Source organism: Burkholderia sp. AU31652 (assembly GCF_002223155.1).
In the GTDB taxonomy this organism is placed as follows: domain Bacteria; phylum Pseudomonadota; class Gammaproteobacteria; order Burkholderiales; family Burkholderiaceae; genus Burkholderia.
In genome coordinates this window covers 310,865-335,618 of sequence record NZ_NKFG01000006.1, presented here as the reverse complement: position 1 = coordinate 335,618, position 24,754 = coordinate 310,865, and the positions used below count along the sequence as shown (strand labels likewise).

Below are 24,754 nucleotides of genomic sequence, written 5' to 3'. Positions count from 1 at the left end.
CGACATCCCGACCGATCCCGACCGACCACGACCGACGAGGCCAACGCGATGGACGCAACCGAAGAAAGCACGCTGCAGGGGCAACTGAAGACCTGGCGCCGCCACTTGCACCAGCATCCGGAGACGGGTTTCGAAGAGGTGAACACGTCGGACTACGTCGCGCGCATCCTGACGACGCTCGGGCTCGACGTGCATCGCGGGATCGGCGGCACGGGGCTCGTCGCGAACCTGACGGCCGGCACCGGCATGCGCGCGATCGGCATCCGCGCGGACATGGACGCGCTGAACATCGCCGAGCACGCGCCGGGCCGCGAACACGCGTCGCGCACGCCCGGCAAGATGCATGCGTGCGGGCACGACGGCCACATGTCGATGGTGCTCGGCGCCGCGCAGCTGCTGGCCGAGCGCAAGGATTTCGACGGCACCGTGCGTTTCATTTTCCAGCCGGCCGAGGAGCACGGCCGCGGCGCGAAGGCGATGATGGCCGACGGGCTGTTCGAGCGCTTTCCGGTCGACGCGATCTTCGGCGCGCACAACATGCCGGGCATGCGCGCGGGCACGTTCTCGACGCGTGCGGGCGGCATCATGGCGAGCGAGGACAATTTCGTGATCCGGATCGACGGGCGCGGCACGCATGCGGCGCGCCCGCACATGGGCATCGATCCGATCGTGATCGGCGCGCAGGTCGTGCTCGCGCTGCAGACGATCGTGTCGCGCAATCTCGATCCTGGCCAGCAGGCCGTGATCTCGTGCACGGAGTTCATCACCGACGGGCTGCGCAACGTGCTGCCGTCGACGGTGACGATCAAGGGCGACACGCGCAGCTATTCGCGCGACGTGCAGGCGCTGCTGGCCACGCGGATGCGCGAGATCAGCGAAGGGATCTGCCGCACGCACGGCGCGACCTGCACGTTCGAGTACACGCACGAGTTCGCGCCGACGGTGAATTCGCCGGAGTGGGTCGACACGGCCGTGCGGGCCGCGGCGCAGGTGGCGGGCGCGGAGAACGTGGACGCGAACGTCCAGCCGATGATGATCTCGGAAGACTTCGGCGCGTTCTTGCAGGCGGTGCCCGGCAACTTCGTCTTCATCGGCAACGGGGAGGCGGCAGGGCGCGGCGGCGTGCCGCTGCATAACGCGGGCTATGACTTCAACGACGAGATCCTGTCGATCGGCGCGCGGTATTTCGAGGCGGTGGCGCGGCAGGCGTTGAAGGCGGCGTAGCGCATCGCCGCATGAGGCGAATGCGACGGGAAACGGCTCGCTGTGCGGCGGTCCGTTTCACTGTCACGCGACACGAGCGACGCCGCAGCCGCAGGCAACACATCGTGGCCGCGCTCGCGCGATGTGTTGCCTGCCGCGAATGTCACGCCATCACACCAGCTCGCCGAGACACGCGTCGAACTGCGCGACGAGCCGGTCGACATCATCGGCCGTCGTCTGCGGACACACGAGCATCATGTTGTGGAATGGCGTGATCAGCACGCCGCGATTCAGCAGGTACAGGTGCACGATGTGCTCGAGTTCGCTGTCGAGTTGCGCGCCGGCGATCGTGCCGTTGCGCGGCGGCGTGGGGGCGAACTGGAACTCGGTGCGCGCGCCGATGCGCGTCACGCACCACGGCAGTTCGTGTTTCGCGATCGCCTGCTCGAGCCCGGTCGCCAGCCGCGCGGCGAGTTCGAACATGTGCGCATAGGCCGCGTCGGTCGCGACTTCGGCGAGCGTCGCACGCATCGCATGCATCGCGAGCATGTTCGCGGTGAGCGTCGTGCCGATCCCCGAGTGGCCGGGCGGCGCGTTCAGCTTCGCCTGCTTCGCGCGTTCCGCGAATTCGGCGCTGAATCCGTACACCGCGCACGGCACGCCGCCCGCGATCGGCTTGCCGACCACCAGCATGTCCGGCTCCAGATCGTGCGCGACCGCATAACCGCCCGGGCCGCTGCTGATCGTGTGGGTTTCGTCGATCACGAGCAGCGTGCCGTGGCGGCGCGTCAGTTCGCGCGCGGCCTCCCAGAAGCCCGGATCGGGCAGCACCATCCCGATGTTCGTCATCGCGGGCTCGGCGAGCACGCAGGCGACATCGCCGCCTTTCAGCGCGGCTTCGAGCGCGGCGAGGTCGTTGAATTCGACGACGCGCGTGTTCGCGAGCAGGTCGTACGACTGCCCGAGCAGGCTGTCGCGCTGCACGGGGCGGCCGTCGACGAGATCGACGAAGACGTCGTCGACCGTGCCGTGATAGCAGCCGTTGAACACGACGATCGTGTTGCGGCCGGTGGCCGCGCGCGCCCAGCGCAGCACGAAGCGGTTCGCGTCGCTCGCGCTCAGCGCGAATTGCCAGACCGGCAGCCGGAAGCGGCGCGCGAGTTCGCGCGACACCCACGCGGCATCCTCGCTCGGCAGCATCGTCGTGTAGCCGCGCGTGGCCTGCTCGACGAGTGCCCGCGCGACGGGTTCGGGCGCATGGCCGAACATCGCACCGGTGTCGCCGAGGCAGAAGTCGGCGTAGCGGTGGCCGTCGACGTCGGTGAAGGTCGCGCCGCGCGCTTCCTTCACATACAGCGAGAACGGCGTCGACCAGTCCTGCATCCAGTGCAACGGCACGCCGAACAGCAAGTGCTCGGACGCTTCCGCGGACAGGGCGCGGGAGACCGGCATGGCTTCGGTGAATGCACGGCGCTCGCGATCGAACAGCGCGCGGGCGCGGATGAGGTCGACTCCGTGGCGGGAAGGCAAAGGCAGCTCCTGGGCTGTGAGGATGACGAAGACGATAGCGCGGAGCGCGGGGGGCTGAATAGAGGCGGAATTACCGAGGCGGACGCAGGTGCTCGGACGCGGCGATTCAATGATGCGCATGTTGAAGTGCGAGCAGCACGAAGACCCGGCTCATTTTTTCCATTCGATTCAATTTGATTGGTAGATAGCATAGGTAAATAAAAAACGGAAATCGGCATAAAGGTTTCCATGTATTTGATTCCGGTTTTTCGCAACCTATCGTTGACGCATGTCGTTGCGTGAATATGTCCACATGGCTAGGTGAATACTGCCTTACGGGAGGGTGACGGCAGGGTGGGCAGGCCGGCGAAAGGGCATTGCCGGCCCCATGCGCGCGATGGCGGAAATGGCATTCCACGGGGATATTGCATTCAAATTTCGAGATACTGGAATATCGAATTTGAATGCAATGGGCGGAATGTTTTGTCCGAAGCGAACCGCTAATGGGCGGCGTTCGGATTTCACGAAACGGCCTGAATACGGAATAGAAAAATGAAGATCGGCAAATACATCATCGCGGCGGGCGCATGCATTGCATTCACCGGCATCGCCCAGGCGGGCCCGACGTCGCCGCACGCCGTCGTCAAGACGATCCGGTTGACGGCGCACATTGGCGACAGCTTGTTCGTGTCGACATCGGGCGATGCGGCCGCCCATGGCGTGGTCGAGCTGAATGCGACGGACGGCTCGCCGCAGACGTTCAGCGCAACGCTGCCGATCCGCGTCTACACGACGAATCCCGACGTCCGCGTCGCGCTGCTGCAGCCGCTGAGGCTGTCGAACGGCCGCTACGACATGACCGACGCGAAGGTCGTGCTGGCGGACAAGGCCGGCGGCGCGGACATCGCGCACGACGGCGCGCGCACGCTCACCCTGGTCAAGCCCGGCATCAATGGCTACGACGAAACCCGCAACCTGACGATCCATGCCAATGCGCCGGCTACGCGCGGGGCAGCCGGGGTCAACGGAAGCTACCGGGGCGATCTGGTGCTGATGTTCGAACCGGTCGCGTCGGCGGGGGACGATACGGTCCCGGGCGGCAGGGTGGCGGCGGTAGGCAAGTAAGGATTGGGCTGGCCGGGTTGCTGCAATAAAAGTTTTTGCGCATAAACCGACAGCGGCACGACTGGCCGCTGTCGTATTGCATGGAAAGTTAGTGTGTGCTCACAGTCGGGCTGTTGCGTTCGACGTGTGTTCGGCGCCGGTCCATGGTGTGCCGACGTCGCTGCGAATGACGGAAGCGTCGACGCGCGGTGCCGGTGAGTGGGTGCTCGCTTGGCGGTGCCTGGCGCTTCCCGTTCGCAGCAGCGGCACGCTACGCCAGCGTCTTGACCATGTGGTGCTCGTCATAGAACCGCCCGTCGACGAACATCGAGCGCGGTTCCGTCCCGAACCGCACGAACCCTTGCGACGCATACAGCCGCTCCGCGGTGGCGTTGACCTCGTTCACGCACAGCATCAGTTGCTTGCAGTCCCATTCCCGCGCCGCGTGGGCGGTCGCGCTTTCGAGCAGCGTTTGCGCGATGCCTTGCCCGCGATACGCGGGATCGACGAACACGCCCCAGATCGTCGCCTTGTGCGCGATCTTCACGCGCGCATCGCGGCGCACGCCGGTGATGCCGACGAGCGTATCGCCGTCGAACGCGCCGAACACGGCGCGTTCACGGGTCGGCGTGATGCGCGTCGCGAATTCGTCGACCGGCACCTGCGACTCTTCGTCGAGCGTCGGCAGGAAGGAGGTGGGGGCGGTGTCGACCGCACGCAGGCGAACGGTCTGGAAACGGGCGGCGTCGGCCGCTTCGAGCAGGCGGGTGGTGATCGTCATCGGGGGTGTTCCGGTTGAAGGTCGTGCATGCCGGCGCGAGCCGCTGGGGCCGCGGGATGCATCGTCCTTATCGTAATAGGAATCCCGGTGTTGCGCGGCGACGTTCGGCACCGCCGCGTGATCGCATTCAGATCGTCAGATCGTCAGATCGCGTCGCGCGGCCGCCTGGCATCGCCGTCGACGCAGCACGCGAGCACCTCGGCATCGGTGTCGCCGAGGCTCAGGTACACGTGCCCGACCGCGCTGTCGAAATACAGGCTGTCGCCGGCGCCGAGCCGGTACGCATGGCCGTTCTCGAAGCGCAGCTCCAGCTCGCCGCTCAGCACGAACACGAACTCCTCGCCGCTGTGCCGGATGTAGTCGGCGAAGTCCGACAGCTTGCGCGCATGGATGCGCCCGCGCACGGGCACCATCCGCTTGCCGGTCAGGTCGTTCGCGAGCATCCCGTACGCGTAGTTCGGCGTGTCATAGACCATCTGCTGGCCGGCCGGCGTGAACGACGGCGTCATCGCGCCGGCGGGCGCCGGGCGGCCGAACATCGTGTCGAAGTCGAGCGCGAGCGCATGCGTGAGCGCCGCGAACTTGTCGTAGGTGAGCGCGATGTCGCCGCGCTCGGCCTTCGAAATCGTCGACACCGCGATGCCGGAGCGCTCGGACAGTTGCGCGAGCGTCAGGCCGCGCGACTTGCGCGCGTCGCGCAGCCGCGCGCCGACCGTCTGGTGGTCGAGCTGCGGCGCGGCGTCGGTGGGCGGCGGAACGGGGACGGTGGCTTTGGGCATGCGGATACGGGGCGCGGCGTACGTGACGTGAATACGGGTTTTGTCGTATACGAGAATAAATTTTCTCGTATATGATAATTTTCGTCGAAATCGCCGACGGTGGGCGTGACGGCCACTCTAGCATCGGACGGCGCGAAACTCGCGGGACTGGTGCGGCCGGCGTGAACGACACGTGTGCGTATCGGCACAGCTCGCCCGTGCGGCGGTTGCCCGACGATTCCGCACACGGCAGCGGCTTTCCCAGCCATTTATTTTCCCGGCCGGTCGCGGCCGGCCTTGCGAAGGTGCAAACCATCATGTCCAGTGAAATCCAACGTCTGCAGACGAGCGCACGCATGAGCCAGGTCGTGATCGCGAATGGCTTCGTCCACCTGGCCGGCCAGGTGCCCGATACGGCCGGTGCGCCGATCGCCGTGCAGGCGACCGAAATCCTCACGCGCATCGATGCGTTGCTCGCCTCGGCCGGCGTCGACAAGACGCGCGTGCTGACGGCCAACATATGGCTCAGCGATGCCGCGCACTTCGACGCATTCAATGCGGTGTGGGACGCCTGGGTGCCGGCCGGCCACGCGCCGACCCGCGCCTGCGTGCAGGCGTTGCTGATGAAACCCGGTCTCGACGTCGAGATCGCCGTGACCGCGCTCGCCTGACGCCGGCACCGCCCGCCCCGAGGAACTCCCGATGACATTCGACACGCTCGTCCTGGGCGGCGGCATGATCGGCGTGTCCGTTGCCGTGCATCTGCAACAACGCGGCCTGTCGGTCGCGCTCGTCGACCGCAAGGCGCCCGGCAACGAGACATCGCTCGGCAATGCCGGGCTGATCCAGCGCGAAGGCGTGTATCCGTATGCGTTTCCGCGCGGCTTCGGCACGCTGCTGAAATACGCGTGCAACCGCTCGCCCGACGTCCGCTATCACGTCGGCGCGCTGCCGAAACTGATTCCGTTCCTGTACCGCTACTGGCGCAACTCGCATCCGGCGCGCCATGCGGAGATCGCACGCGCGTATGCGCCGCTGATCGAACATTGCGTGACCGAGCATCGTGCGCTGATCGAAGCGTCCGGCGCCGGCGCATTGCTGCGCGAAGGCGGCTGGCTGAAGGTGTTCCGCACGGCCGCGACGCGCGATACGGAAACGCGCGCCGCCGAGCGCTGGCGCGCCGAATACGGCGTGACCTTCGACGCGCTCGATGCGGCCGCGCTGCGCGTCGCCGAGCCGAACCTGAGCCGCGCGTTGGTGGGCGCGCTGCGCTACACGGGCTCCGATTCGATCAGCGATCCGAATGCACTCGTGAGCGCGTATGCGCGCCACTTCGAGCAGCTCGGCGGTCGCATCCTGACCGGCGACGCGCTGACGCTGTCGGCCGCGAACGGCTGGCGCGTCGACACCGCGCAAGGCCCGGTCGATGCGCGCGCGGCGGTCGTCGCGCTCGGGCCGTGGTCGGACCTGCTGTGCGAACGGCTCGGCTACACGCTGCCGCTCGCGGTCAAGCGCGGCTATCACATGCACTACGCGGCGCAGCCGGGCGCGCGGCTGAACGGGCCCGTGCTCGATGCCGACAGCGGCTTCCTGATCACGCCGATGACGCGCGGCATCCGCCTGACGACCGGCGTCGAGCTCGGGCTTTGCGATACGCCGCCGACGCCCGTCCAGCTCGTCGCCGTCGAACCGGTCGCGCGCGAGCTGTTTCCGCTCGGCGCGCGCGTCGACGGCGCGCCGTGGCTCGGCCGCCGGCCGTGCACGCCCGACATGCTGCCCGTGATCGGTGCGGCGCCGCGCCACCGCGATCTGTGGTTCGCGTTCGGGCATGCGCATCACGGCTTCACGCTCGGCCCCGTGACCGGCCGGCTGGTCGCCGACCTGATGACCGGCACGCAGCCGTTCGTCGACCCGACGCCGTTTCGCGTCGAACGCTTTCTGCACGGCCGCTGAACCGGCGACCGTGCGCTGCAGCAGGGCGGCCGGCACACGACGCCGGCCGCTCCATCCAGCGGCCGGCCGACCCGGCTCGCCGCGACGATCAACGACTGGAGACAACATGCAACAGCACACGATGCGGCGCGAACTCGGCGCGCGCCAGATTTCGTTCATGGCCCTCGGCATGGCCATCGGCGTCGGCCTGTTCCTCGGCTCGGCGTCCGCGATCAAGGCGGCCGGGCCCGGCGCGCTCGTCGCCTACCTGATCGGCGGCGCGATGATTTTCCTGATCATGCGCGCGCTCGGCGAGATGGCCGTGCACCGGCCGGTGTCCGGCTCGTTCGGTGCGTATGCGTTCGAATACGTCGGGCCGTTCGCCGGCTACGTGGTCGGCTGGAGCTACTGGCTGCTGATGGTCGGCGTCGGTGTCGCGGAGACGACCGCCATCGGCATCTACATGGGCTTCTGGTTTCCGGACGTGCCGCAGTGGTTGTGGGTCGTGTCGGCGATCGCCGCGATCTCGGCGTTCAACCTGCTCAACGTGAAGGTGTACGGCGAACTGGAGTTCTGGTTCGCGATCGTGAAGGTCGTGACGATCGTGCTGATGATCGCGGGCGGCGCGCTGATCGTGTTCACCGGGATCGGCCATGGCGGCGAGCCCGTCGGCCTGTCGAACCTGTGGCGCCACGGCGGCGTGTTTCCGCATGGCGTGCTCGGGGTCGTGAGCGCGCTGCCGATCGTCGCGTATTCGTTCGCGGGCGTCGAGATGATCGGCCTCACCGCCGGCGAGGCGCGCGAGCCGCAGAAGATGATTCCGCGTGCGATCAACTCGGTGCTGTGGCGCATCCTGATCTTCTACGTCGGCGCGCTGTTCATCATCATGGCGCTGTATCCGTGGCACGAGCTCGGCGAGCATGGCAGCCCGTTCGTGACCACGTTCGAATCGCTCGGGCTGCGACAGGCCGCCGGCATCGTCAACTTCGTGGTCGTGACGGCCGCGTTGTCGAGCTTCAACTGCATCGTGTTCAGCGGCGCGCGCATGCTGTCGAGCATGGCCGGCAACGGCCTCGCGCCCGCGTCGTTCGCGGCGCTGAGCGCAAGCGGGTCGCCGTCGCGCGCGGTGCGGGCGACCGTGCTGTTCATGTCGGTCGGCGTGGTGCTGAACTACGTGATCCCGGCACGCGTGTTCGGCTGGCTGATGTCGTTCCTGTCGTTCGACGTGGCCGTGATCTGGGCGATGATCGTGCTGACCCACATGCGGTTCCGGCGCGCGCTGGCCGCGCGCGGCGAGACGGTGGCGTTCCGCATGCCGTACGCGTCGGTCACGTCGTGGATCTGCCTCGTGTTCGTCGCGTTCGTGTTCGTGATGCTCGGCGTCGATCCGTCGACGCGCGGGTCGCTGTACGCCGGCGCGGCGGTGATGGCGTTGATGGCGATCATTTATCGGCGTTCGCGGCACCTGCAGGCGGCTGCGCGGTCGACGCGTGTCGGGCTTGGCGTCGAGCGCGTTTGATGGTGATGCGCTGAGTCGCGGCTGTTGGTGCGGGGGAGTGGCCGTGCGATGGCACGCGTTGGAGACGGGTGCGAAGGCGCAGCGGCAGTGTCGGCGGCGCGTGATGCGCGCCGCGTCGGCACGAAGAACGAGAGCGAGGTGAAACAGGCGCGCCGTCGCGCCGAACCGGTGCCCGACGCCAAACGCGCGACGAGGCGCCCGATCAGGTCAGGCGCACCGCATCGGAATCAATAACGCGACAATTGATTGCCATTGATCTGCACGCGATCGCCCGGACGCAGGTTGCCCGGCGACTGCACGTCGAACGAGCGCATCGTTCCGTCGCTGACCTGCACGTCGATCCGGTAGCTGCTCGGGCCTTGCGCGGCGCCCATCTGCTGGCCGATCTGGTTGCCGGCCACCGCGCCGCCGAGTGCACCGATCACGGTGGCCGCATCGCGGCCGTGACCGCGGCCGAACTGGTTGCCGACCAGGCCGCCGACCAGCGCACCGACGACGGTGCCGGCGACGCCCGACGGGCCGACCGAGCCGTTGACCGGCTGGATGTTCGAGACCGTGCCGTATTGCGTGCCGTAGCCGTTGCCGTACTGCTGCTGATTGCCGTACTGGTCATACGGCTGCGATCCGTATTGCTGCGGGTTGCCGTACTGGTCGTACGGTTGCGGCGCCTGGTTCGGATACGGCTGTTGCTGCTGCACGTAACCCGGTTGCGAATACGCGGGCTGCGCGTAGCCGGGCGTCGCGTATTGCTGCTGCTGCGGATACCCCGGCTGCGCGCCGTAGTAACCCGGCGCGACGCAGGCGGTCAGCGGAAGCGCCGCGACGGCGACGAGCGAGGCGAACAGAACGGTCTTCGTGGAAGGCATGCGCATCATGATGTTTCCTGCATCGGCAACGGGTTCGCCGACGAATACCGGAACGGGTGGCGAACTCGGCGTGAGTATAAGGAATGGCCGGAGGCGCGTCCGGTGCGGCCGGGTAACAACGTGTAAAGTCTGTTGCCGCGTAAATCGTCGCGCCGGCGGGGCGTTGAAGCGAGTCCCGGCAAGGGCGCGAGACGGCCGCATTCCGGTGATGCCGACGCTGCGCGGCCTTCGGTTTTTCCGTCGCTTTCCCCGCGATCCCGCCCCATCGCCGTGCCAGGCCCGGCGGCCGCGCGCGCCGCGCATCGCGAAATCGAATGCGCGGCATCGCGACATTTAATTGGCCTCGGGCGACGGCGTCCGATATCGTGGCCGGATTCCCTGCCAACGGTCGCGCCGTGCCGGCTGCTGTGCCTTCCCCTGTCCGCGCCGGCGACGTGCCGCGACCGCCCCACATTCCGAGCCATGACCGATCGTATCTTCATCAACGCCGTCGACGCTGGCGGCCAGCCCATCCATCTCGTCGTCCGTGACGGCCGCTTTACCGCGATCGGCGCCGATTGCGCCGCCGCGCCCGGCGCGGAAACGATCGACCTCGACGGCCGCGTCGTGCTGCCCGGCTTCGTCGACGGTCACATCCACCTCGACAAGAGCTTCGTCGGCGATCGCTGGGTGCCGCACGAACCGGTCGGCACGCTGCGCGAGCGGCTCGCGGTCGAGAAGCGCCAGCTCGCGGCCGCGCCGCCGATCGTCGAACGCGCGAATGCGCTGATCGCGCAGGCCGCCGCATTCGGCACGGTCGCGATGCGCAGCCACGTCGACGTCGATGCAACCACCGGCCTGTCGAACCTGCAGGCCGTGATGGCCGCGCGCGAGCAATGGCGCGGGATCGTCGATATCGAACTGGTTGCGTTTCCGCAGGCCGGCGTCGTCACGTGCCCCGGCACCGCCGAGATCCTCGACGCGGCCGTGCGCGAAGGTGCGGACGTGGTCGGCGGGATCGACCCGACGACGCTCGACGGCGATGCGGACGGCCAGCTCGACATCGTGTTCGGCATCGCCGAGAAGCGCGGCGCGAAGATCGACATCCACCTGCACGAGCCTGGTGAAACGGGCATCGCGCAGCTGCTGCGGATCGCGGCGCGCACGCGCGCGGCGGGGCTCGGTGGCCGCGTGAACGTGAGCCATGCGTACGCGCTCGGCCAGGTGAGCGATGACGACGTGCAGCGCACGGCGGCGGCACTGGCCGACGCCGGCGTGTCGATCCTGACGAATGCGCCGGGCGACTGCGCGTTTCCGCCGGTGCAGGCGCTGCGCGACGCGGGCGTGCTCGTGTTCGCGGGCAACGACAACATCCGCGACGCCTGGTGGCCGTACGGCAACGGCGACATGCTGCAGCGCGCGATGATGGTCGGCTATCGGTCGGGCTTCTACACCGACGAAGCGCTCGGCATCGCGCTCGACATGGCGACGCACGCCGGCGCTCGCGTGATCGGCAAGGATAACTACGGAATTGCAGTCGGCTGCGATGCGACGTTCGTCGCGGTGCGTGCGCCGAATGCGGCGGCGGCCGTCGCGGGCGTGCCGGCCGAGCGCTGGGTGTACCGTCGCGGTGAAAGCGACACCGGCGCGCCGTTCGCTCCCGCGCTGCGCTTCACGCGCTGACCGACCTGACCGGCGGCACGGCATGCGCCGTGCCCGCTTCACGCTGACTGCACTGACTGCACTGACTGCACTGACTGCACTGACCGACCTTACCGGAACCGACATGACGAACCTGCTGATCCGCAACGTCCGCCCGAACGCCGACGCCGCGCTCGACATCCTGATCGAAGGCGATCGCATCGTGCGTGTCGGCCCGTCGCTCGACGCGCCCGCCGGCTGCGCGATCGAGGACGGCGCAGGCGCGCTCGCGCTGCCCGGCCTCGTCGAAGGCCACACGCACCTCGACAAGACGCACTGGGGGATGCCGTGGTATCGCAACCAGGTCGGGCCGCGCCTCGTCGACCGCATCGAGAACGAGCGCCACTATCGCGCGACGAGCGGCCATGACGCCGGCGCCGCGTCGCTCGCGCTGGCGCGCGCGTTTCTCGCGGCCGGCACGACGCGCATCCGCACGCACGTCGACATCGATACCGAAGCCGGGCTGCGGCATCTGCACGGTGTGCTCGCGACCCGCGAGACGCTGCGCGGGCAGGTCGAGATCCAGATCGTCGCGTTTCCGCAATCGGGCGTGCTCAAGCGGCCGGGCACCGATGTGCTGCTGTCCGAAGCGCTGGCCGCCGGCGCCGATCTGCTCGGCGGGCTCGATCCGTGCGCGATCGAAGGCGATCCGGTCGAAGCGGTGGACGTGCTGTTCGCAATCGCCGAGCGCCACGGCCGCGGGCTCGACCTTCATCTGCACGAGCGCGGATCGATGGGCGCGTATTCGCTCGACCTGATCCTGCAGCGCACGGCTACGCACGGCATGCAGGGCAAGGTGACGATCAGCCACGGGTTCTGTCTCGGCGATATCGCCGAACGTGAGCGCGATGCGCTGCTCGCGCGGATGGCCGAACTCGGCGTCGGGCTCGTCACGACCGCGCCCGCGGCGGTGCCTGTGCCGCCGGTAGCCGCGTGCCGTGCAGCGGGCGTGACGGTCATCGGCGGCAACGACGGCGTGCGCGATACGTGGACGCCGTATGGGTCGCCCGACATGCTCGAACGCGCGATGCTGATCGGCATGCGCAACGATTTCCGTCGCGACGATGCGCTCGAAGTCGCGCTCGACTGCGTGACGCACGGCGCGGCGCGCGGTTGCGGCTTCGACGGTTACGGGCTGCAGCCGGGCAGTCGCGCGGACGTCGTGCTCGTCGACGCGCTGACGTTCGCCGAGGCTGTCGTTGCGCGACCGGTGCGGCGGCTCGTCGTGTCGTCGGGGAAGATCGTCGCGCGCGACGGCGCGCTGGTCTGAGTGAAGCGTGAGCGCAGCGTCGCCCCGGTATGATCGGGTTTTCAGCGGGATTGCCCGGGAGACGACGATGCGACGCACGACAGCGGCACGGGCCGCACGATGGATGGCGGCGGCCCTGTTCGCCGTGAGCGCCGCGCACGCGGTGGCGGCCGGCCCAACCGACGCACAGCAGGAAGCCAACCGGCGGACGGTGCTCGCGTTCTATGAAAAAGGCCTGAACGAGAAGGACGCCGACGCCGCGCTCGCGTACGTCGGCGATCGCTACGTGCAGCACAACCCGAACGCGGCCGACGGCCGCGACGGCTTCCGCAAGTTCGTCGCGTTCCTGCGCGACAAATATCCGCAGTCGCACAGCGAGATCAAGCGTTCGTTCGTCGACGGCGACTACGTGATCCTGCACGTGCATGCGGTGCGCGAACCCGGCACGCGCGGCAGCGCGATCATGGACATCTTCAAGCTCGAGAACGGCAAGATCGTCGAGCACTGGGACGTCAATCAACCCGTGCCCGAGCAGGCCGCGAACGGGAACACGATGTTCTGACGAGGGCCGGGCGCTCGGGCATGTCGACGCGCCCGCGATCTCGTCGTATCGGCAGTGCCGCGGCGTCCTTCACGTTGCCGCCGCATCCGGCCTGCTTGCTACTCCTCCAATTCCAGCATCGTCGCGAGCGCCTTCGTCAGTTCGCTGACCATCGGGTCGGCCGTCGGCCGGTGCAGGATCGCGATGTCCATGTGCTCGATCGGCGCGAAGCCCTGCTTCGCGGTCAGCACGACGTGCTCGTCCGTCACCACGCGCGCGGGCAGCACGCTGATGCCGAGCCCGTCCGCGACGGCGGCCTGGATGCCGCTCAGGCTCGACGTCGTGAAGCTGATCCGCCAGCGGCGGCCGCGTTCCTCGATCGCCTTGATCATGTCGTCGCGATAGAGCCCGCGCGGCGGGAACACGACGATCGGCACCGGGTCGAGGTCGATCGTCGGATGCTTCGCGCTGTCGATCCAGCGCAGCTTCTCGGGCCAGCGCACCACGGCCTCGCGGCTGTCGCGACGCTGCTTGATCAGCACGAGGTCAAGCTCGCCGCGGTCGTACGCGGCGCTGATGTCGCGGCTTAGCCCGCACATCACTTCGAGCTTCACTTGCGGATGCGCGCGCTTGAACGCCGCGAGCGCGTGCGTCGTGCGGCCCGCCGCGAAATCGTCGGGCACGCCGAGCCGGATCGTCAGCGCGACCGTGGCGCCCGACAACGCTTCCAGCATCTCGTCGTTCAGCGCGATCATGCGCCGCGCATAGCTGAGCACCGTCACGCCCGCGTCGGTCGGCCGCACGTCGCGCGTGCCGCGGTCGAGCAGGCGATGCCCGGCGATTTCCTCGAGGCGGCGCACCTTCTGGCTGACCGTCGACTGCGTCGAATGCAGACGCGCGGACGCCGTCGTGAAGCTGCCGCAGTCGGCGACCATCACGAGTGCGCGCAGCAGGTCGAGGTCGAACAGGGGTCTATTCATTTATACACTTCTGTGGATTCGAACATTTCATTTCCAAATGCGTGCGACGACTTTTAACATGGCCGGACGGAGTGGGCAATCGCGGTTTCGCCGGACCCGGCGCGGCGTCGCGGGGGCTATTGAGGCGTCTGGCGCATACTCCAGTGGCGGTATAGGGCGCTTTGCTCGAGCGGTCTGAACCGCGCTTGGAAAGTGCTGCGTCAATCGCCTGTGTAGACGTCGCCGCTCGCGAATATCCGGGGAAATACGCTGTGTGTCGGATGTGCATCGCGCAGGGTAAACACGCAAAAACCACTCTTTTATCCGTAGACCAGCCACTGCACTAGCCTTCAGGTTCGCCCCCGCCTTCACCGCCTCTCTATTCCCGTTTCCCCCGCTTGCACTCAAAAATTGAGCGGTCTAGACTGCAACGCAGTTTCATCGAAGTCCCTGCCTTTCGCGCACCGCTCCCCACCGGACGCCGGCGTTCGCCCGCCGCGTCGAGACCTACAAGGACGCACCATGAACCGCACTGCAAAGCTTCTCGTTACCGCGCTCGCGTTCGCACCGCTCGCGTCGTTCGCCCAGGACACGTCGACGATCCGCTGGGGCATCGACCCCACGTATCCGCCGTTCGAGGCGAAGCAGCCCGACGGCTCGCTCGCCGGCTTCGACATCGACCTGCGCAATGCGATCTGCGAGCAACTGCATGCGAAGTGCGTGTGGGTCGAGCAGGGTTTCGACGGGATGATTCCGGCGCTGCGCGCGCGCAAGTTCGACGTGATCATGTCCGCGATGACGGCCACCGACGAGCGGCTCAAGCAGATCGACTTCTCGAACAAGCTGTACGCGTCGCCGGGTGCGCTCGTCGCGCCGGTCGGCTCGACGCTGCTGCCGACCGCCGCGTCGCTCGCGGGCAAGCGCGTCGGGATCGACCAGGGCACGACGCAGGAGGCGTACGCGAAGGCCGAATGGGCGACCAAGGGCGTGACGATCGTCTCGTACCAGAACCAGGACCAGGTGTACCAGGATCTCGTCAACGGCCGCCTCGACGCGACTTTCCAGGACAAGACGCAGGCCGGCTACTCGTTCCTGAAAACGCCGCGCGGCAAGGGCTATGCGTTCGCGGGCCCCGACGTGACCGACGTGCGGATCACCGGCTACGGCGTCGCGATGGGCGTGCGCAAGGGCGATGAAGCGATGAAGAAGCGGCTGAACGACGCGATCGTCGCGATCCGCGCGAACGGCACGTACCAGAAGATCGCCGCGAAATATTTCGACTTCGACATCTACGGCGCGAAGCAGCAACTGACTTCCGCACCGTGAATCAGTGATTGCGTGATTCCGTGATTCACTCCATCGACAGGCACACCATGACGAGTATCCAGGACCGCGTCGCGCAAGCCGTGACGCCCGAACTGATCGCCGCGTTCCGCGAGGAAGGCGCGGTCTGCATCAAGGGCATCTTCTCGCCCGACGAAGTCGCCGCGCTGCGCGCCGGCATCGACACGAATCTCGCGCAGCCGAGCGAGCGCGCGAAAGTCGCGAGCCGGCCCGACGATCCGGGCTGGTTCTTCGAGGATTTCTGCAACTGGCAGCACAACGACGCGTATCGCGACTTCATCGTGCGCTCGCCGGCGCCGTCAGTCGCCGCCGCGCTGATGGGCACCGAGCACGTGCGACTGCATCACGACCACCTGCTCGTGAAGGAGCCCGGCACGCGGCAGCGCACGCCGTGGCACCAGGACCAGCCGTACTACAACATCGAAGGCGACGACAACGTCAGCATGTGGATTCCGGTCGATCCGGTGCCGCTCGAATCGACGCTCGAATTCGTCGCGGGCTCGCATCTCGGGCCGTGGCTGATGCCGCGCACGTTCATGGACAAGGAAGCGAAGTGGTTCCCGGAAGGGAGCCTGGCTGACCTGCCCGACATCGAAGGCGACCGCGCGGCGTTTCCGATCCGCCACTGGGCGCTCGAGCCCGGCGACATGGTGTGTTTCCGGATGCTCACGCTGCACGCGTCGGGGGGGACGCAGAACCGTCGGCGTGCGTTCTCGATCCGCTTCGTCGGCGACGATATCCGTCACGCGCCGCGCCGCTGGAAGACGTCGCCCGATTTCCCGGGGCTCGCCGAGCAATTGGCCGACGGCGCGCCGCTCGATCACCCGCTGTTTCCTGTCGTGTGGTCGCGTGACGCGGGGCAGGCCCGCGCGATCTGACGCGGGCGGGTGTGCGTGACGGACGCGGCGGCCGTTTCCTGACGAAACGGCCGCCGCGCGCTTTTTACTGTGGGAACAGGATCAGGTCGGGTGGCGTCCGGCGCCCGGCTTGAAGCGCGAGCCGAGCCGGTAGCGGTTGCCCGGGTGCAGGAAGTGCACGAACGTGACGGGCTGCCCGTTCGTCCAGGTGCGGCGCGTGAGCGTGAGGCACGGCTCGTCGGCGCGCATGTCGAGCAGCCGCGCCTGTTCGCCGGTCGGTAGCGACGCATCGACCACGTGCTCGATCTCCAGTTCGTCGTGCGACACGTTGTTGAACAGGTACTCGGACGGCGGCTCGACCTGGAAATCCTGGTCGATGAAGCCGGGCGCGGCGGCCGGGTTTACGTAGCGATCCTCGAGCTGGATCGGGCGGCCGTTTTCCTCGTGCACGCACACCACATGAAACACCGGCGTGTTGACCGGCAGGCCGAATGCAGCCGCGACATCGAACGACGCGGGCTCGCTCGACTGGCTCAGCACGCGGCAGCGATATTCGTGCCCACGCGCGCGGATTTCGTCGCGGATGTGCGCGATCATCAGCAGGTTCGACTGCGGCTTCACTTCGGCGACGAACGTGCCGACGCCCGCGATGCGCTTCAGCACGCCTTCCTCGGTCAGCTCGCGCAGCGCGCGGTTGACCGTCATGCGTGCGACGCCGAACTGGGCGGCGAGATCGAGCTCGGACGGGATGCGGTCCCCCGGGCGCCAGTCGCCCGCTTCGACGTTCTGGCGAACGAGCGTCTTGATCTGCTGGAACGGTGCGGTGGCCTTCGTGACCATCGGGGATCCTTGCGCGAAAAGGTGACGATGCTAGTCGTCGTGACTGACGATGACCACGATCTCCGCCTGCGCGGTGCCGAGGCTGCGCGTGCGGTGCGGGATGAGTGCGTTGAAATAGACTGAATCGCCAGCCTTGAGTTGCACCGTCTCGTTCGGAAATTCGATTTCGACGCGACCCTTGTGCACGAACAGGAATTCCTCGCCTTCGTGCTCGCGGAACGTCGACGCGACGAATTCGTGCGGCGGATGCACGACGAACGGCAGCATCTTCTTCGGCGCGACGCCGGCCGCGATGCTTTCGAAGCGGTGGGCCTGGCTGTCGGCTGCAGCGCCCATCGCCGTGCGCTCGCCGGCGCGCGTGACCGTGATCAGCTCGCGGTTGTGGCTTTCCGAGAACAACTGCTCGACGTCGACGTTCAGTGCCTTCGACAGCTTCAGCGCGACCGCGATCGACGGCACGCTCAGGCCGCGCTCGACTTTCGACAGGTAGCTCTTGGTGAGGCCCGTCTCGTCGGCCAGCACGTCGAGCGTCCAGCCCTTCTGTTTTCTGAGCAGCTTCAGGCGAATCGTCATGGGGCGCCAGGTGTCCTTCGAAAAACCGATTGTAACGCATGACACAAAGTGTCCTATGGTGTATTGTGTGTCATGTTTTGCCGGGAAAGCGGCCGCGGACGGCGCGACCCGACCCGATCCATTCAGGAGGTGAACATGGCGGAAACACTGAATCTGACGAAGGAGGCGCTGGTCGCGCTGGCGGAGCGGCGTCTGGACAACGCGGTGGGCGACAGCGGCTGGTCCGCGCGGCAGAAGCTCGCGCTCACGTGCCGGATCCTGTTCGACGCCGGTCACGATTCGGGCCTGGCCGGGCAGATCACCTGCCGCGCGGGCGACGCCGGCACGTACTACACGCAGCGGCTCGGGCTCGGTTTCGACGAGATCTCGGCGGCGAACCTGCTGCGCGTCAACGAGGATCTCGACGTCGTCGACGGCGAGGGCATCCCGAATCCGGCCAACCGGTTCCATACGTGGATCTACCGCGAGCGCCCGGACGTGAACTGCATCATCCATACGCATCCGGCGCATGTCGCGGCGCTGTCGATGCTCGAACAGCCGCTCGTCGTATCGCACATGGATACCTGCCCGCTGTACGACGATTGCGCGTTCCTGAAGGACTGGCCCGGCGTGCCGGTCGGCAACGAGGAGGGCGAGATCATCTCGAAGGCGCTCGGCAGCAAGCGCGCGATCCTGCTGTCGCACCACGGCCAGCTCGTGGTCGGCAAGACGATCGAGGAAGCGTGCATGCTCGCGCTACTGATCGAGCGGGCCGCGAAGCTGCAGCTGCTCGCGATGGCGGCCGGTGAAATCAAGCCGGTGCCGCCGGCGCTGGCGCGCGAAGCGCACGACTGGATTTCGAAGCCGAAGCGCGATGCGGTGACGTTCGACTACTACGCACGCCGGGCATTGCGGACGCATCAGGACTGTGTCGCATGAGCGGGCGATTCGTCGTTCTCGTCTCAGATCATCATTGAGGAATACCTATCGTGTCCATTCTGCTGAAAGGCATCATTGCCTACCCGGTTACGCCGTTCTCCGCTGACGGCGGCGTCGACCTGAAAGCACTCGAAGCGCTGATCGAACGGCTGATTGCCGACGGCGTCCACGCGATCGCCCCGCTGGGCAGCACCGGCGAAAGCGCGTATCTGGCCGACGCCGAATGGGAGGCCGTCGCCACCGCGTCGATTCGTGCGGTGAAGCGGCGCGTGCCGACCGTCGTCGGCATTTCCGATCTCACCACGGCGGGCGCGGTGCGCCGCGCGCGCTTCGCGGAACAGGCCGGCGCCGATGCGGTGATGGTGCTGCCGGTGTCGTACTGGAAGCTCGCCAACGACGAGATCGTCGCGCACTATCGCGCGATCGGCGCTGCCATCGGCATCCCGATCATGCTGTACAACAACCCCGCGACGAGCGGCGTCGACATGTCGCCCGACCTGATCGCGACGATCTGCCGGACCGTCGACAACGTGACGATGGTGAAGGAGAGCACCGGCGACATCGGGCGGATGCACCGGCTCGCGCAGCTGAGCGACGGCGCGATTCCGTTCTACAACGGCAGCAATCCGATGGCGCTCGCCGCGCTCGCGGCGGGTGCAGCCGGATGGTGCACGGCCGCGCCGAACCTGAATGCGGCGTTGCCGCTGGCGCTGTTCGACGCGATGCAGGCGGGCGACCTGGCGCGTGCGAGGACGGTCTTTCATGCGCAGCTGCCGCTGCTGCAGTTCATCGTCAACGGCGGATTGCCGGTGACCGTGAAGGCCGGGTTGCGCCTGCGCGGCTTCGATGCCGGCGAACCGAGAAAGCCGCTGATGCCGCTCGGCGACGCGCGCACGCGCGAACTCGAACGCCTGCTCGCGGCGCTGCCCGACGGTGTGACGACATGAGCGATACGGCACGGCCGCTGATCTCCGCCGCCATCGACGCGGTGCGGGTCGGCAAGCGCCGGCCGCTGGCCGGCACGCCGCACGCCAGCGCGATCGACAAGCAGCCGGTCGACGCGCGTCTGTGGCTGGGCACGCTCGGCTTCGCCGGCGACGAGCAGGCCGATGCGCGGCATCACGGTGGACCTGACAAGGCGGTGCACCACTATGCGCACGATCACTATGCGTGGTGGTCGGCGCAAATCGGCGCGCGCGACGTGCTGGCGCAACCGGGCGCGTTCGGCGAAAACCTGTCGACGCTCGGCGTGACCGAGCACGGCGTATGCCTCGGCGATGTGTTCACGCTGGGCGGTGCCGTGCTTCAGGTGTCGCAGTCGCGGCAGCCGTGCTGGAAGCTGAACGCGCGCTTCGATCATCCGCGGATGGCCGCGCTCGTGCAGCAAAGCGGCCGGACCGGCTGGTACTACCGCGTGCTGCAGGAAGGCTGGGTGGAGTTGGGTGATGTGCTGACGCTGCACGAGCGCCGCTACCCGCAATGGTCGCTGGCGACGGTACTCGACGTGCTGTACCGGCGCACGCTCGACATGGCCGCGCTCGATGCGCTGTGCGCCGTGCCGATATTGCCGCCCGGCTGGCGCACGATGCTCGAAAGGCGCCGGACGGAGCGGCAGGTCGAAGACTGGACGAAGCGGCTCGAAGGACGATGATGCGCCGCGCGCCGCGTGCCTCAGTGGCTCGGCAGTTCCCGCACGTCGGCGGTGGGCACCGAGCCGAACGCGTCGCTCAGCGCATAGCCGATCAGATGTCGCGCGGCCGCCTCGGGCGTCGCGAGCGCGCCGCTCGACTTCAGCTGGTCGAATTTCTCGCGCATCGGGAAGTTGTCTTCGCTGGTTGAGCGGATCGTCGCCTGCATGCCCGTATCGACGACGCCCGGCGCGACGCTGCAGATCCGCAGCGCGCGGTTCGCGTCGAGTGCGACTGCGCGCGCATGGTGATCGAGTGCCGCCTTGGTCGCACAGTAGACGCTCCAGCCCGCGTACGCGTTGCGTGCCGCCCCGCTCGACACGTGCAGGATCCGGCATTCGGTCGTGGCCGATACCGCTTGCGTGAGCGCGGCCGACAGCATCAGCGGTGCCGCGACGTTCACGCCGACCGCGCGCGCGACGATCGCCGGGTCTTGCGCGGCGAGCGGGCCGATCGGGTCGACGATGCCGGCGTTGTTGAACAGCAGCACGATCGACGCGCCGTCGACGAAGCGGCGCAGCGTGTCGCCGGCCAGCCAGGCCGCGACGGCCGCCGTGTCCGACAGGTCGAGTTCGATTTCGGCGAAACGGTCGCCGGCTTGCGACGCGAGCGACGGATGGCGGCTGCGCGACACGCCGAGCACGGCGACGCCTTCCAGCAGCAATTGCTCGGCGAGCGACGCGCCGAGGCCGCGAGTGTGTCCGGTGACGATGGCGCGCACGTGCGGGGCGGAAGAGGATGCGGTCATGGTGGTGAACGGGTCGAAGGGGTGAACGGGATGAGCGGCGTCGACGCGCGGTGCGCATGCGTGGCGGCATGGCGTGCGGGACGGACGATGCGTGGTATTGCGTGCGATGGCGGTCGCGCGGCGCCGCAGACGTCGGGGTGACGCATATCGTAGCGCTCGCATGCGGGGCGTGCAAACGCCGCCGTGCGTGCGGACGCGGAATCCGCGGGGCTGCGCGTATCCGACGCCGCGCGGCGCGGGCTCGCCGATACGTTGGACGAAAGCCTGCTGCGGCAAGTGCGCGCGCCGGCACGCCGCGCGGCGCCGGGCCACGCGACGCGAGCTATCATATGGCTCGCCCGTGCGCGATGCCGGACGGGCCGCGACCGTTTCCCTTCACCTGCTGCACGCTGCGACCCACTCATGAACACCACGCCGGATACGCCCACGCCACGCGCCCTTCGCGAACTCACGCCCCTCGAGGCCCGCATTCTCGGTGTGCTCGTCGAAAAACAGCACACGGTGCCGGACACCTATCCGCTGTCGCTGAATGCGCTGACCGCGGGCTGCAACCAGAAAACCGCGCGCTCGCCGGTGATGAACGTCAGCGAGGATGAGGTCACGACCGCGCTCGACGGGCTGAAGCACCTGAGCATCGTGATGGAAGGCAGCAGCAGTCGCGTGCCGCGTTTCGAGCACAACATGAACCGCGTGCTCGGCATTCCGAGCCAGGCGATCGCGCTGCTGACGATCCTGCTGCTGCGCGGCCCGCAGACGGCCGCCGAACTGCGCCTGAACAGCGCGCGCCTGCACGGTTTCGCGGACATCTCGTCGGTCGAGGCGTTTCTCGACGAACTCGCGGCGCGTGCGCAGCCGCTCGTCGTCCGGCTGCCGCGTGCACCGGGCGCGCGCGAGAACCGCTGGATGCACCTGATGTGCGGCGAAGTGAATCTGGCCGATTTCGCGAGCGCGGAGGCCGGCGGCGCGGATTCCGTGCCGCCTTCCGAATTCGAAGCGCTGAAGGCCGAACAGAAGCGCCTCGCGGATGAAGTGGCGCGGTTGAATGCGCTGGTTCTGCGGATGGCCGGCGAGTTGGGCATCGACGTCGACGCGCAAGGCGACGCGGGCTAATGTAGATGGCGGCGGTGGCCCGCCACGGGATGGCCACGTCGCGGCACGGCCGGGTCGGGGCGCGATGCGGGGACTACCCGCATCGCCGCGTTACTTCAGCTTGACGCCGGGTACGAGATAGCGCGAACCGCCCGGTTTCAGGATCGGCGCGAGCGCGGCAAACGGCACATCGAGTTGCGGCCCGAGACAGGCGCCCGCCGCGTGACCGATTCCGGATACGACGAACGACAGCTTGCCGGGCGCATCGAGTTCGAACGCCAGATACTCGGGGAACACGTCGGCGCACGACAGCCACTCGCCTTCGCCGTCCGTTACTTGCCGACCGTGTGTCGCCTTGTCACGCAACCGCGTAATGAAGCTCACCAGCGCGGGGCTTGTTCCCGGATCGCCGTCCTTGCCCGCCGTAGTCGCGTCGATCACGCGATTCCAGTCGAGATACGCGCCGCGCAGCAGGTCGAACGTGACCGGATGGTAGTGATTGTTCGGATGGGCACCGCCGCAGAACGTACTGCCCGATTCCACGATGCCGAGTGCCGCAGGTGACAGCCACGTGACCGTCACCTGTTCTTCGTCGTAGCCGCCGAGCGAACCGGCCGCCGGCCCGTCTTCGGTATAGCGAGTCGAAGCACATGCGAGCGCGGCGAGATTCATCTGCCAGTGCTGCTGCTCGAACAGGCGGTTGACCCGTGCCATGACCGCCGGATCGGGATGGCGGCTCAGACGCGGATACATGAGCCTCGTGCGCGGGTCGCGCCACATCCGGTACGCGACGGTGCCGTCTCCGATCTCGGGGCCGGCCGGCTGCGCGTGCCCGGCGAGCTTCAGCGTGGCATAAGGCGCCTGCCGCATGTCGATGGCCACGCCGTTGGCGATACCGCTGTCGACGCCGCCGGCGATGCGGTCGGTGATGGCTTCGACGGAGCCGGGCGCGACCGCGTCGGGATCGTATTCAGCGATGCGTCGCAGCGTGAAGCTGCGCGTCTTGCCGGTGCGTGCGTCGGTCCATTGGCCGCGATAGCCATTCTTGTCCTGCGTGCCGCGCCAGGTTGCCGCTGGATGGTCGAAGTCGGCGCCGTCGCTGTATCGCGTCATGTCGCGCACGTCGTCCGGCAACGCGGTGCGCTCGAGCGGCTCGACGAGCTGCGCAGGGTCGCCGTGCAGCGGAATGTCGATGCCGTACTGCGTATAGAAATAGCGACCCGAGATCGTGCCGTTCGCCGCCGGGCGGCGGTCGAGTTCCATCACGATCTCGCCGGCGCCTTGCAGCAAGCCGCGATAGACGACCCGCGGCGCGGCGTCGGCCGCTCCCGCGCGCAGCGCGATCATCACCAGCACGATCCGGATCAGCGGGCGCATCACCAGCGGCACCCGGTTTGTTCGGACGCGTCGACGTCCAGTACCCTGCCGAACGTGGTCTGCTTGCCGGTGCGCGCGCTGGTATAGGTCATCGAATAGATCATCGCGCCCTGCGACATCATCTCGTAGCGCCCGTTGATCCTGCCGTCGACCATCTCGACCCAGGTTGTCGTGAACTGGCGCGGGCGGCCCTCGGCGAGCACTTCCTCGTCCACGTGCTCGACCACCAGCGGCAGCGCCGTTTTCGCTTTCGCATAGCGAACCATGCCGCCTGACCAGCCGACGGCGTCGTCGTAGTAGGTGCGCATCTCGAAGCGCACGGGCTTGTCGCCGTCCGACTTGAAGCAGTACACCTCGGTGGAGACCTTGGCGAACGCGGGCAGCGACGCGCAGAGCAGCAGGGCGGCAAGGATTTTTTTCATGATGGGCCGGTGAAGAATGAAGTGCGGCATCAACCGAGCACGATCCGCGTGGCGCCTGCATCGACGAGCCGGAACAGCAGATCCTCGACGGCCGTCTCGGGCGCGGAGCCGAGATCCGCGTTGACGCGCCACCCGTGTTCCGTGCGAACCGGTTCCGACAGGTAGTGAGCGATGCCGTGCAGGCCGTCTTCGGCCGGCGTGTTCTCGTCGTCGACGTCGAACCACGCGAAGAACCACGCCTTGAACGCCTCGACGGCCGCGCTTTCGTCGAGACCATCGGCCTCGATCGCGGCCCAGTCCCACACGAACGGGCGGATCGACACGGCCGCTGTTTCGAGGTCGAACGCCAACGGCTCGAACGCCAGCTGCGTGGCGGAATCGACCAACGCCGGCTGGCCGGCCGATTTGCCTTCGGTCGCGATGAGGTCGGCCCGGCACGGCAACGCGAGCGGCCCTTCGGTGGCGAGCGTGCCGTCGGCCCGCCGGTAGGCCGGTTCGACGATCACGGCCGGTTGCGCCGCCGCTTTCGCGAGCAGGTCGGCATACGGTTGGCGGATGGCGCGGAGCAGTTCGGAGACGGTCATCGTGGCGTATCGGTTGGGCAGGGAGCGATCGGTTACAGGCAGTCAGTATGCGGCGCGGCCGGCATCGCACGACGCGGCCTTCGGTACCGGACAGCCGTGATCGTACGGCACTTCGACAACACGCGGACAGTCGGCCGAATGACCGGAGCGACCCTGCATCGCGCGACGACCGATTTAGACGTTTACCTTCAAACAATCGAAAACGCCCATCGA

Annotated in this window: 25 protein-coding genes; 14 read left to right on the top strand and 11 right to left on the bottom strand. The window is 67.7% G+C overall.

Going from position 1 to position 24,754, the window contains the following annotated elements:
• Positions 1 to 48: 48 nt before the first annotated feature.
• Positions 49 to 1,224: a M20 aminoacylase family protein gene (locus CFB40_RS31680; RefSeq protein ID WP_089433515.1), complete on the top strand. Its 1,176-nt coding sequence runs from the start codon at positions 49 to 51 to the stop codon at positions 1,222 to 1,224.
• A gap of 150 nt (positions 1,225 to 1,374) precedes the next feature.
• Here CFB40_RS31680 and CFB40_RS31675 read toward each other — a convergent pair whose 3' ends face one another.
• Positions 1,375 to 2,733 (bottom strand): aspartate aminotransferase family protein, encoded by a 1,359-nt coding sequence (locus CFB40_RS31675; protein ID WP_089433514.1) that lies wholly within the window; start codon positions 2,731 to 2,733, stop codon positions 1,375 to 1,377.
• A gap of 531 nt (positions 2,734 to 3,264) precedes the next feature.
• Between CFB40_RS31675 and CFB40_RS31670 the strand changes: the two genes are divergently transcribed.
• A complete protein-coding gene (locus tag CFB40_RS31670; RefSeq protein WP_089433513.1) occupies positions 3,265 to 3,837 on the top strand; it encodes a hypothetical protein in 573 nt (190 codons plus the stop codon).
• Between the two features lie 250 nt (positions 3,838 to 4,087).
• Here CFB40_RS31670 and CFB40_RS31665 read toward each other — a convergent pair whose 3' ends face one another.
• Together CFB40_RS31665 and CFB40_RS31660 are read right to left on the bottom strand one after the other, a co-directional pair.
• Positions 4,088 to 4,597, bottom strand: a complete 510-nt coding sequence (locus CFB40_RS31665; RefSeq protein WP_089428774.1) for a GNAT family N-acetyltransferase — start codon at positions 4,595 to 4,597, stop codon at positions 4,088 to 4,090.
• 143 nt (positions 4,598 to 4,740) lie between these two features.
• Entirely contained in the window at positions 4,741 to 5,376 is a 636-nt protein-coding gene (locus CFB40_RS31660) for a helix-turn-helix domain-containing protein (RefSeq protein ID WP_089433512.1), read from the bottom strand.
• Positions 5,377 to 5,672: 296 nt separating this feature from the next.
• Here CFB40_RS31660 and CFB40_RS31655 point away from each other — a divergent pair, with 296 nt between their 5' ends.
• From CFB40_RS31655 to CFB40_RS31645, 3 genes are all read left to right on the top strand, one after another.
• Positions 5,673 to 6,026, top strand: a complete 354-nt coding sequence (locus CFB40_RS31655; protein ID WP_089429210.1) for a RidA family protein — start codon at positions 5,673 to 5,675, stop codon at positions 6,024 to 6,026.
• A 31-nt stretch (positions 6,027 to 6,057) separates the two neighbouring features.
• Positions 6,058 to 7,308 carry an NAD(P)/FAD-dependent oxidoreductase gene (locus CFB40_RS31650; protein WP_089433511.1) on the top strand — a complete coding sequence of 417 codons (1,251 nt, stop codon included), beginning with the start codon at positions 6,058 to 6,060 and terminating at the stop codon, positions 7,306 to 7,308.
• Positions 7,309 to 7,414: 106 nt separating this feature from the next.
• Positions 7,415 to 8,806: an amino acid permease gene (locus CFB40_RS31645; protein ID WP_089433510.1), complete on the top strand. Its 1,392-nt coding sequence runs from the start codon at positions 7,415 to 7,417 to the stop codon at positions 8,804 to 8,806.
• Between the two features lie 227 nt (positions 8,807 to 9,033).
• Here CFB40_RS31645 and CFB40_RS31640 read toward each other — a convergent pair whose 3' ends face one another.
• Positions 9,034 to 9,681 (bottom strand): glycine zipper 2TM domain-containing protein, encoded by a 648-nt coding sequence (locus tag CFB40_RS31640; RefSeq protein WP_089428777.1) that lies wholly within the window; start codon positions 9,679 to 9,681, stop codon positions 9,034 to 9,036.
• Positions 9,682 to 10,134: 453 nt separating this feature from the next.
• Here CFB40_RS31640 and CFB40_RS31635 point away from each other — a divergent pair, with 453 nt between their 5' ends.
• The 3 genes from CFB40_RS31635 (at position 10,135) to CFB40_RS31625 (ending at position 13,163) form a co-directional block, all read left to right on the top strand.
• Entirely contained in the window at positions 10,135 to 11,334 is a 1,200-nt protein-coding gene (locus CFB40_RS31635; RefSeq protein ID WP_089433509.1) for an amidohydrolase family protein, read from the top strand.
• Positions 11,335 to 11,437: 103 nt separating this feature from the next.
• Complete coding sequence (locus CFB40_RS31630; RefSeq protein ID WP_089429211.1) at positions 11,438 to 12,622, top strand: amidohydrolase family protein; 1,185 nt, start codon at positions 11,438 to 11,440, stop codon at positions 12,620 to 12,622.
• 67 nt (positions 12,623 to 12,689) lie between these two features.
• Positions 12,690 to 13,163 (top strand): nuclear transport factor 2 family protein, encoded by a 474-nt coding sequence (locus CFB40_RS31625; RefSeq protein ID WP_089428779.1) that lies wholly within the window; start codon positions 12,690 to 12,692, stop codon positions 13,161 to 13,163.
• Positions 13,164 to 13,261: 98 nt separating this feature from the next.
• Here CFB40_RS31625 and CFB40_RS31620 read toward each other — a convergent pair whose 3' ends face one another.
• Positions 13,262 to 14,122, bottom strand: a complete 861-nt coding sequence (locus CFB40_RS31620; RefSeq protein ID WP_011353685.1) for a LysR family transcriptional regulator — start codon at positions 14,120 to 14,122, stop codon at positions 13,262 to 13,264.
• 501 nt (positions 14,123 to 14,623) lie between these two features.
• Between CFB40_RS31620 and CFB40_RS31615 the strand changes: the two genes are divergently transcribed.
• Positions 14,624 to 15,427 (top strand): ABC transporter substrate-binding protein, encoded by an 804-nt coding sequence (locus CFB40_RS31615; RefSeq protein ID WP_089433508.1) that lies wholly within the window; start codon positions 14,624 to 14,626, stop codon positions 15,425 to 15,427.
• 47 nt (positions 15,428 to 15,474) lie between these two features.
• A complete protein-coding gene (locus CFB40_RS31610) occupies positions 15,475 to 16,323 on the top strand; it encodes a phytanoyl-CoA dioxygenase family protein (RefSeq protein ID WP_089428787.1) in 849 nt (282 codons plus the stop codon).
• An 81-nt stretch (positions 16,324 to 16,404) separates the two neighbouring features.
• Here CFB40_RS31610 and hutC read toward each other — a convergent pair whose 3' ends face one another.
• Positions 16,405 to 17,142, bottom strand: coding sequence for a histidine utilization repressor (gene hutC / locus CFB40_RS31605; protein ID WP_069252748.1), 738 nt, complete (start codon positions 17,140 to 17,142; stop codon positions 16,405 to 16,407).
• Positions 17,143 to 17,172: 30 nt separating this feature from the next.
• Positions 17,173 to 17,715, bottom strand: coding sequence for a helix-turn-helix domain-containing protein (locus CFB40_RS31600; protein ID WP_089428788.1), 543 nt, complete (start codon positions 17,713 to 17,715; stop codon positions 17,173 to 17,175).
• A 135-nt stretch (positions 17,716 to 17,850) separates the two neighbouring features.
• Between CFB40_RS31600 and CFB40_RS31595 the strand changes: the two genes are divergently transcribed.
• Genes CFB40_RS31595 through CFB40_RS31585 form a run of 3 tightly spaced genes read left to right on the top strand, consistent with a single transcriptional unit; the run spans position 17,851 to position 20,284 of the window.
• Positions 17,851 to 18,633, top strand: coding sequence for an aldolase (locus tag CFB40_RS31595; RefSeq protein ID WP_089428789.1), 783 nt, complete (start codon positions 17,851 to 17,853; stop codon positions 18,631 to 18,633).
• Between the two features lie 50 nt (positions 18,634 to 18,683).
• On the top strand, positions 18,684 to 19,580 hold the full coding sequence (locus CFB40_RS31590; protein ID WP_089433507.1) for a dihydrodipicolinate synthase family protein: 897 nt from the start codon (positions 18,684 to 18,686) through the stop codon (positions 19,578 to 19,580).
• Positions 19,577 to 20,284, top strand: coding sequence for an MOSC domain-containing protein (locus CFB40_RS31585; protein ID WP_089433506.1), 708 nt, complete (start codon positions 19,577 to 19,579; stop codon positions 20,282 to 20,284). The genes CFB40_RS31590 and CFB40_RS31585 overlap by 4 nt, the downstream gene beginning before the upstream one ends.
• Positions 20,285 to 20,304: 20 nt before the next feature.
• On the opposite strand, the gene CFB40_RS31580 is transcribed toward CFB40_RS31585, so the two are convergent.
• A complete protein-coding gene (locus CFB40_RS31580) occupies positions 20,305 to 21,069 on the bottom strand; it encodes an SDR family oxidoreductase (RefSeq protein ID WP_089433505.1) in 765 nt (254 codons plus the stop codon).
• A gap of 402 nt (positions 21,070 to 21,471) precedes the next feature.
• On the opposite strand from CFB40_RS31580, the gene CFB40_RS31575 reads away from it, so the two are divergent.
• A complete protein-coding gene (locus CFB40_RS31575) occupies positions 21,472 to 22,179 on the top strand; it encodes a YceH family protein (protein WP_089428793.1) in 708 nt (235 codons plus the stop codon).
• A gap of 90 nt (positions 22,180 to 22,269) precedes the next feature.
• Here CFB40_RS31575 and CFB40_RS31570 read toward each other — a convergent pair whose 3' ends face one another.
• From CFB40_RS31570 to CFB40_RS31560, 3 genes are read right to left on the bottom strand one after another with little or no spacing between them, the layout of a single operon-like run.
• Positions 22,270 to 23,535 (bottom strand): hypothetical protein, encoded by a 1,266-nt coding sequence (locus CFB40_RS31570; RefSeq protein WP_089433562.1) that lies wholly within the window; start codon positions 23,533 to 23,535, stop codon positions 22,270 to 22,272.
• Positions 23,535 to 23,987 (bottom strand): hypothetical protein, encoded by a 453-nt coding sequence (locus tag CFB40_RS31565; RefSeq protein ID WP_254600221.1) that lies wholly within the window; start codon positions 23,985 to 23,987, stop codon positions 23,535 to 23,537. The genes CFB40_RS31570 and CFB40_RS31565 overlap by 1 nt, the downstream gene beginning before the upstream one ends.
• Entirely contained in the window at positions 23,987 to 24,541 is a 555-nt protein-coding gene (locus tag CFB40_RS31560; RefSeq protein ID WP_089433503.1) for a hypothetical protein, read from the bottom strand. The genes CFB40_RS31565 and CFB40_RS31560 overlap by 1 nt, the downstream gene beginning before the upstream one ends.
• Positions 24,542 to 24,754: the final 213 nt, after the last annotated feature.

Excerpts from the sequence above, each read along its gene's own strand:
- CFB40_RS31680 (WP_089433515.1), top strand. The coding sequence starts at position 49 with ATGGACGCAACCGAAGAAAGCACGCTGCAGGGGCAACTGAAGACCTGG.
- CFB40_RS31670 (WP_089433513.1), top strand. The coding sequence starts at position 3,265 with ATGAAGATCGGCAAATACATCATCGCGGCGGGCGCATGCATTGCATTC.
- CFB40_RS31665 (WP_089428774.1), bottom strand. The coding sequence starts at position 4,597 with ATGACGATCACCACCCGCCTGCTCGAAGCGGCCGACGCCGCCCGTTTC.
- CFB40_RS31660 (WP_089433512.1), bottom strand. The coding sequence starts at position 5,376 with ATGCCCAAAGCCACCGTCCCCGTTCCGCCGCCCACCGACGCCGCGCCG.
- CFB40_RS31655 (WP_089429210.1), top strand. The coding sequence starts at position 5,673 with ATGTCCAGTGAAATCCAACGTCTGCAGACGAGCGCACGCATGAGCCAG.
- CFB40_RS31650 (WP_089433511.1), top strand. The coding sequence starts at position 6,058 with ATGACATTCGACACGCTCGTCCTGGGCGGCGGCATGATCGGCGTGTCC.
- CFB40_RS31645 (WP_089433510.1), top strand. The coding sequence starts at position 7,415 with ATGCAACAGCACACGATGCGGCGCGAACTCGGCGCGCGCCAGATTTCG.
- CFB40_RS31640 (WP_089428777.1), bottom strand. The coding sequence starts at position 9,681 with ATGATGCGCATGCCTTCCACGAAGACCGTTCTGTTCGCCTCGCTCGTC.
- CFB40_RS31635 (WP_089433509.1), top strand. The coding sequence starts at position 10,135 with ATGACCGATCGTATCTTCATCAACGCCGTCGACGCTGGCGGCCAGCCC.
- CFB40_RS31630 (WP_089429211.1), top strand. The coding sequence starts at position 11,438 with ATGACGAACCTGCTGATCCGCAACGTCCGCCCGAACGCCGACGCCGCG.
- CFB40_RS31625 (WP_089428779.1), top strand. The coding sequence starts at position 12,690 with ATGCGACGCACGACAGCGGCACGGGCCGCACGATGGATGGCGGCGGCC.
- CFB40_RS31620 (WP_011353685.1), bottom strand. The coding sequence starts at position 14,122 with ATGAATAGACCCCTGTTCGACCTCGACCTGCTGCGCGCACTCGTGATG.
- CFB40_RS31615 (WP_089433508.1), top strand. The coding sequence starts at position 14,624 with ATGAACCGCACTGCAAAGCTTCTCGTTACCGCGCTCGCGTTCGCACCG.
- CFB40_RS31610 (WP_089428787.1), top strand. The coding sequence starts at position 15,475 with ATGACGAGTATCCAGGACCGCGTCGCGCAAGCCGTGACGCCCGAACTG.
- hutC (WP_069252748.1), bottom strand. The coding sequence starts at position 17,142 with ATGGTCACGAAGGCCACCGCACCGTTCCAGCAGATCAAGACGCTCGTT.
- CFB40_RS31600 (WP_089428788.1), bottom strand. The coding sequence starts at position 17,715 with ATGACGATTCGCCTGAAGCTGCTCAGAAAACAGAAGGGCTGGACGCTC.
- CFB40_RS31595 (WP_089428789.1), top strand. The coding sequence starts at position 17,851 with ATGGCGGAAACACTGAATCTGACGAAGGAGGCGCTGGTCGCGCTGGCG.
- CFB40_RS31585 (WP_089433506.1), top strand. The coding sequence starts at position 19,577 with ATGAGCGATACGGCACGGCCGCTGATCTCCGCCGCCATCGACGCGGTG.
- CFB40_RS31580 (WP_089433505.1), bottom strand. The coding sequence starts at position 21,069 with ATGACCGCATCCTCTTCCGCCCCGCACGTGCGCGCCATCGTCACCGGA.
- CFB40_RS31575 (WP_089428793.1), top strand. The coding sequence starts at position 21,472 with ATGAACACCACGCCGGATACGCCCACGCCACGCGCCCTTCGCGAACTC.
- CFB40_RS31570 (WP_089433562.1), bottom strand. The coding sequence starts at position 23,535 with ATGCGCCCGCTGATCCGGATCGTGCTGGTGATGATCGCGCTGCGCGCG.
- CFB40_RS31565 (WP_254600221.1), bottom strand. The coding sequence starts at position 23,987 with ATGCCGCACTTCATTCTTCACCGGCCCATCATGAAAAAAATCCTTGCC.
- CFB40_RS31560 (WP_089433503.1), bottom strand. The coding sequence starts at position 24,541 with ATGACCGTCTCCGAACTGCTCCGCGCCATCCGCCAACCGTATGCCGAC.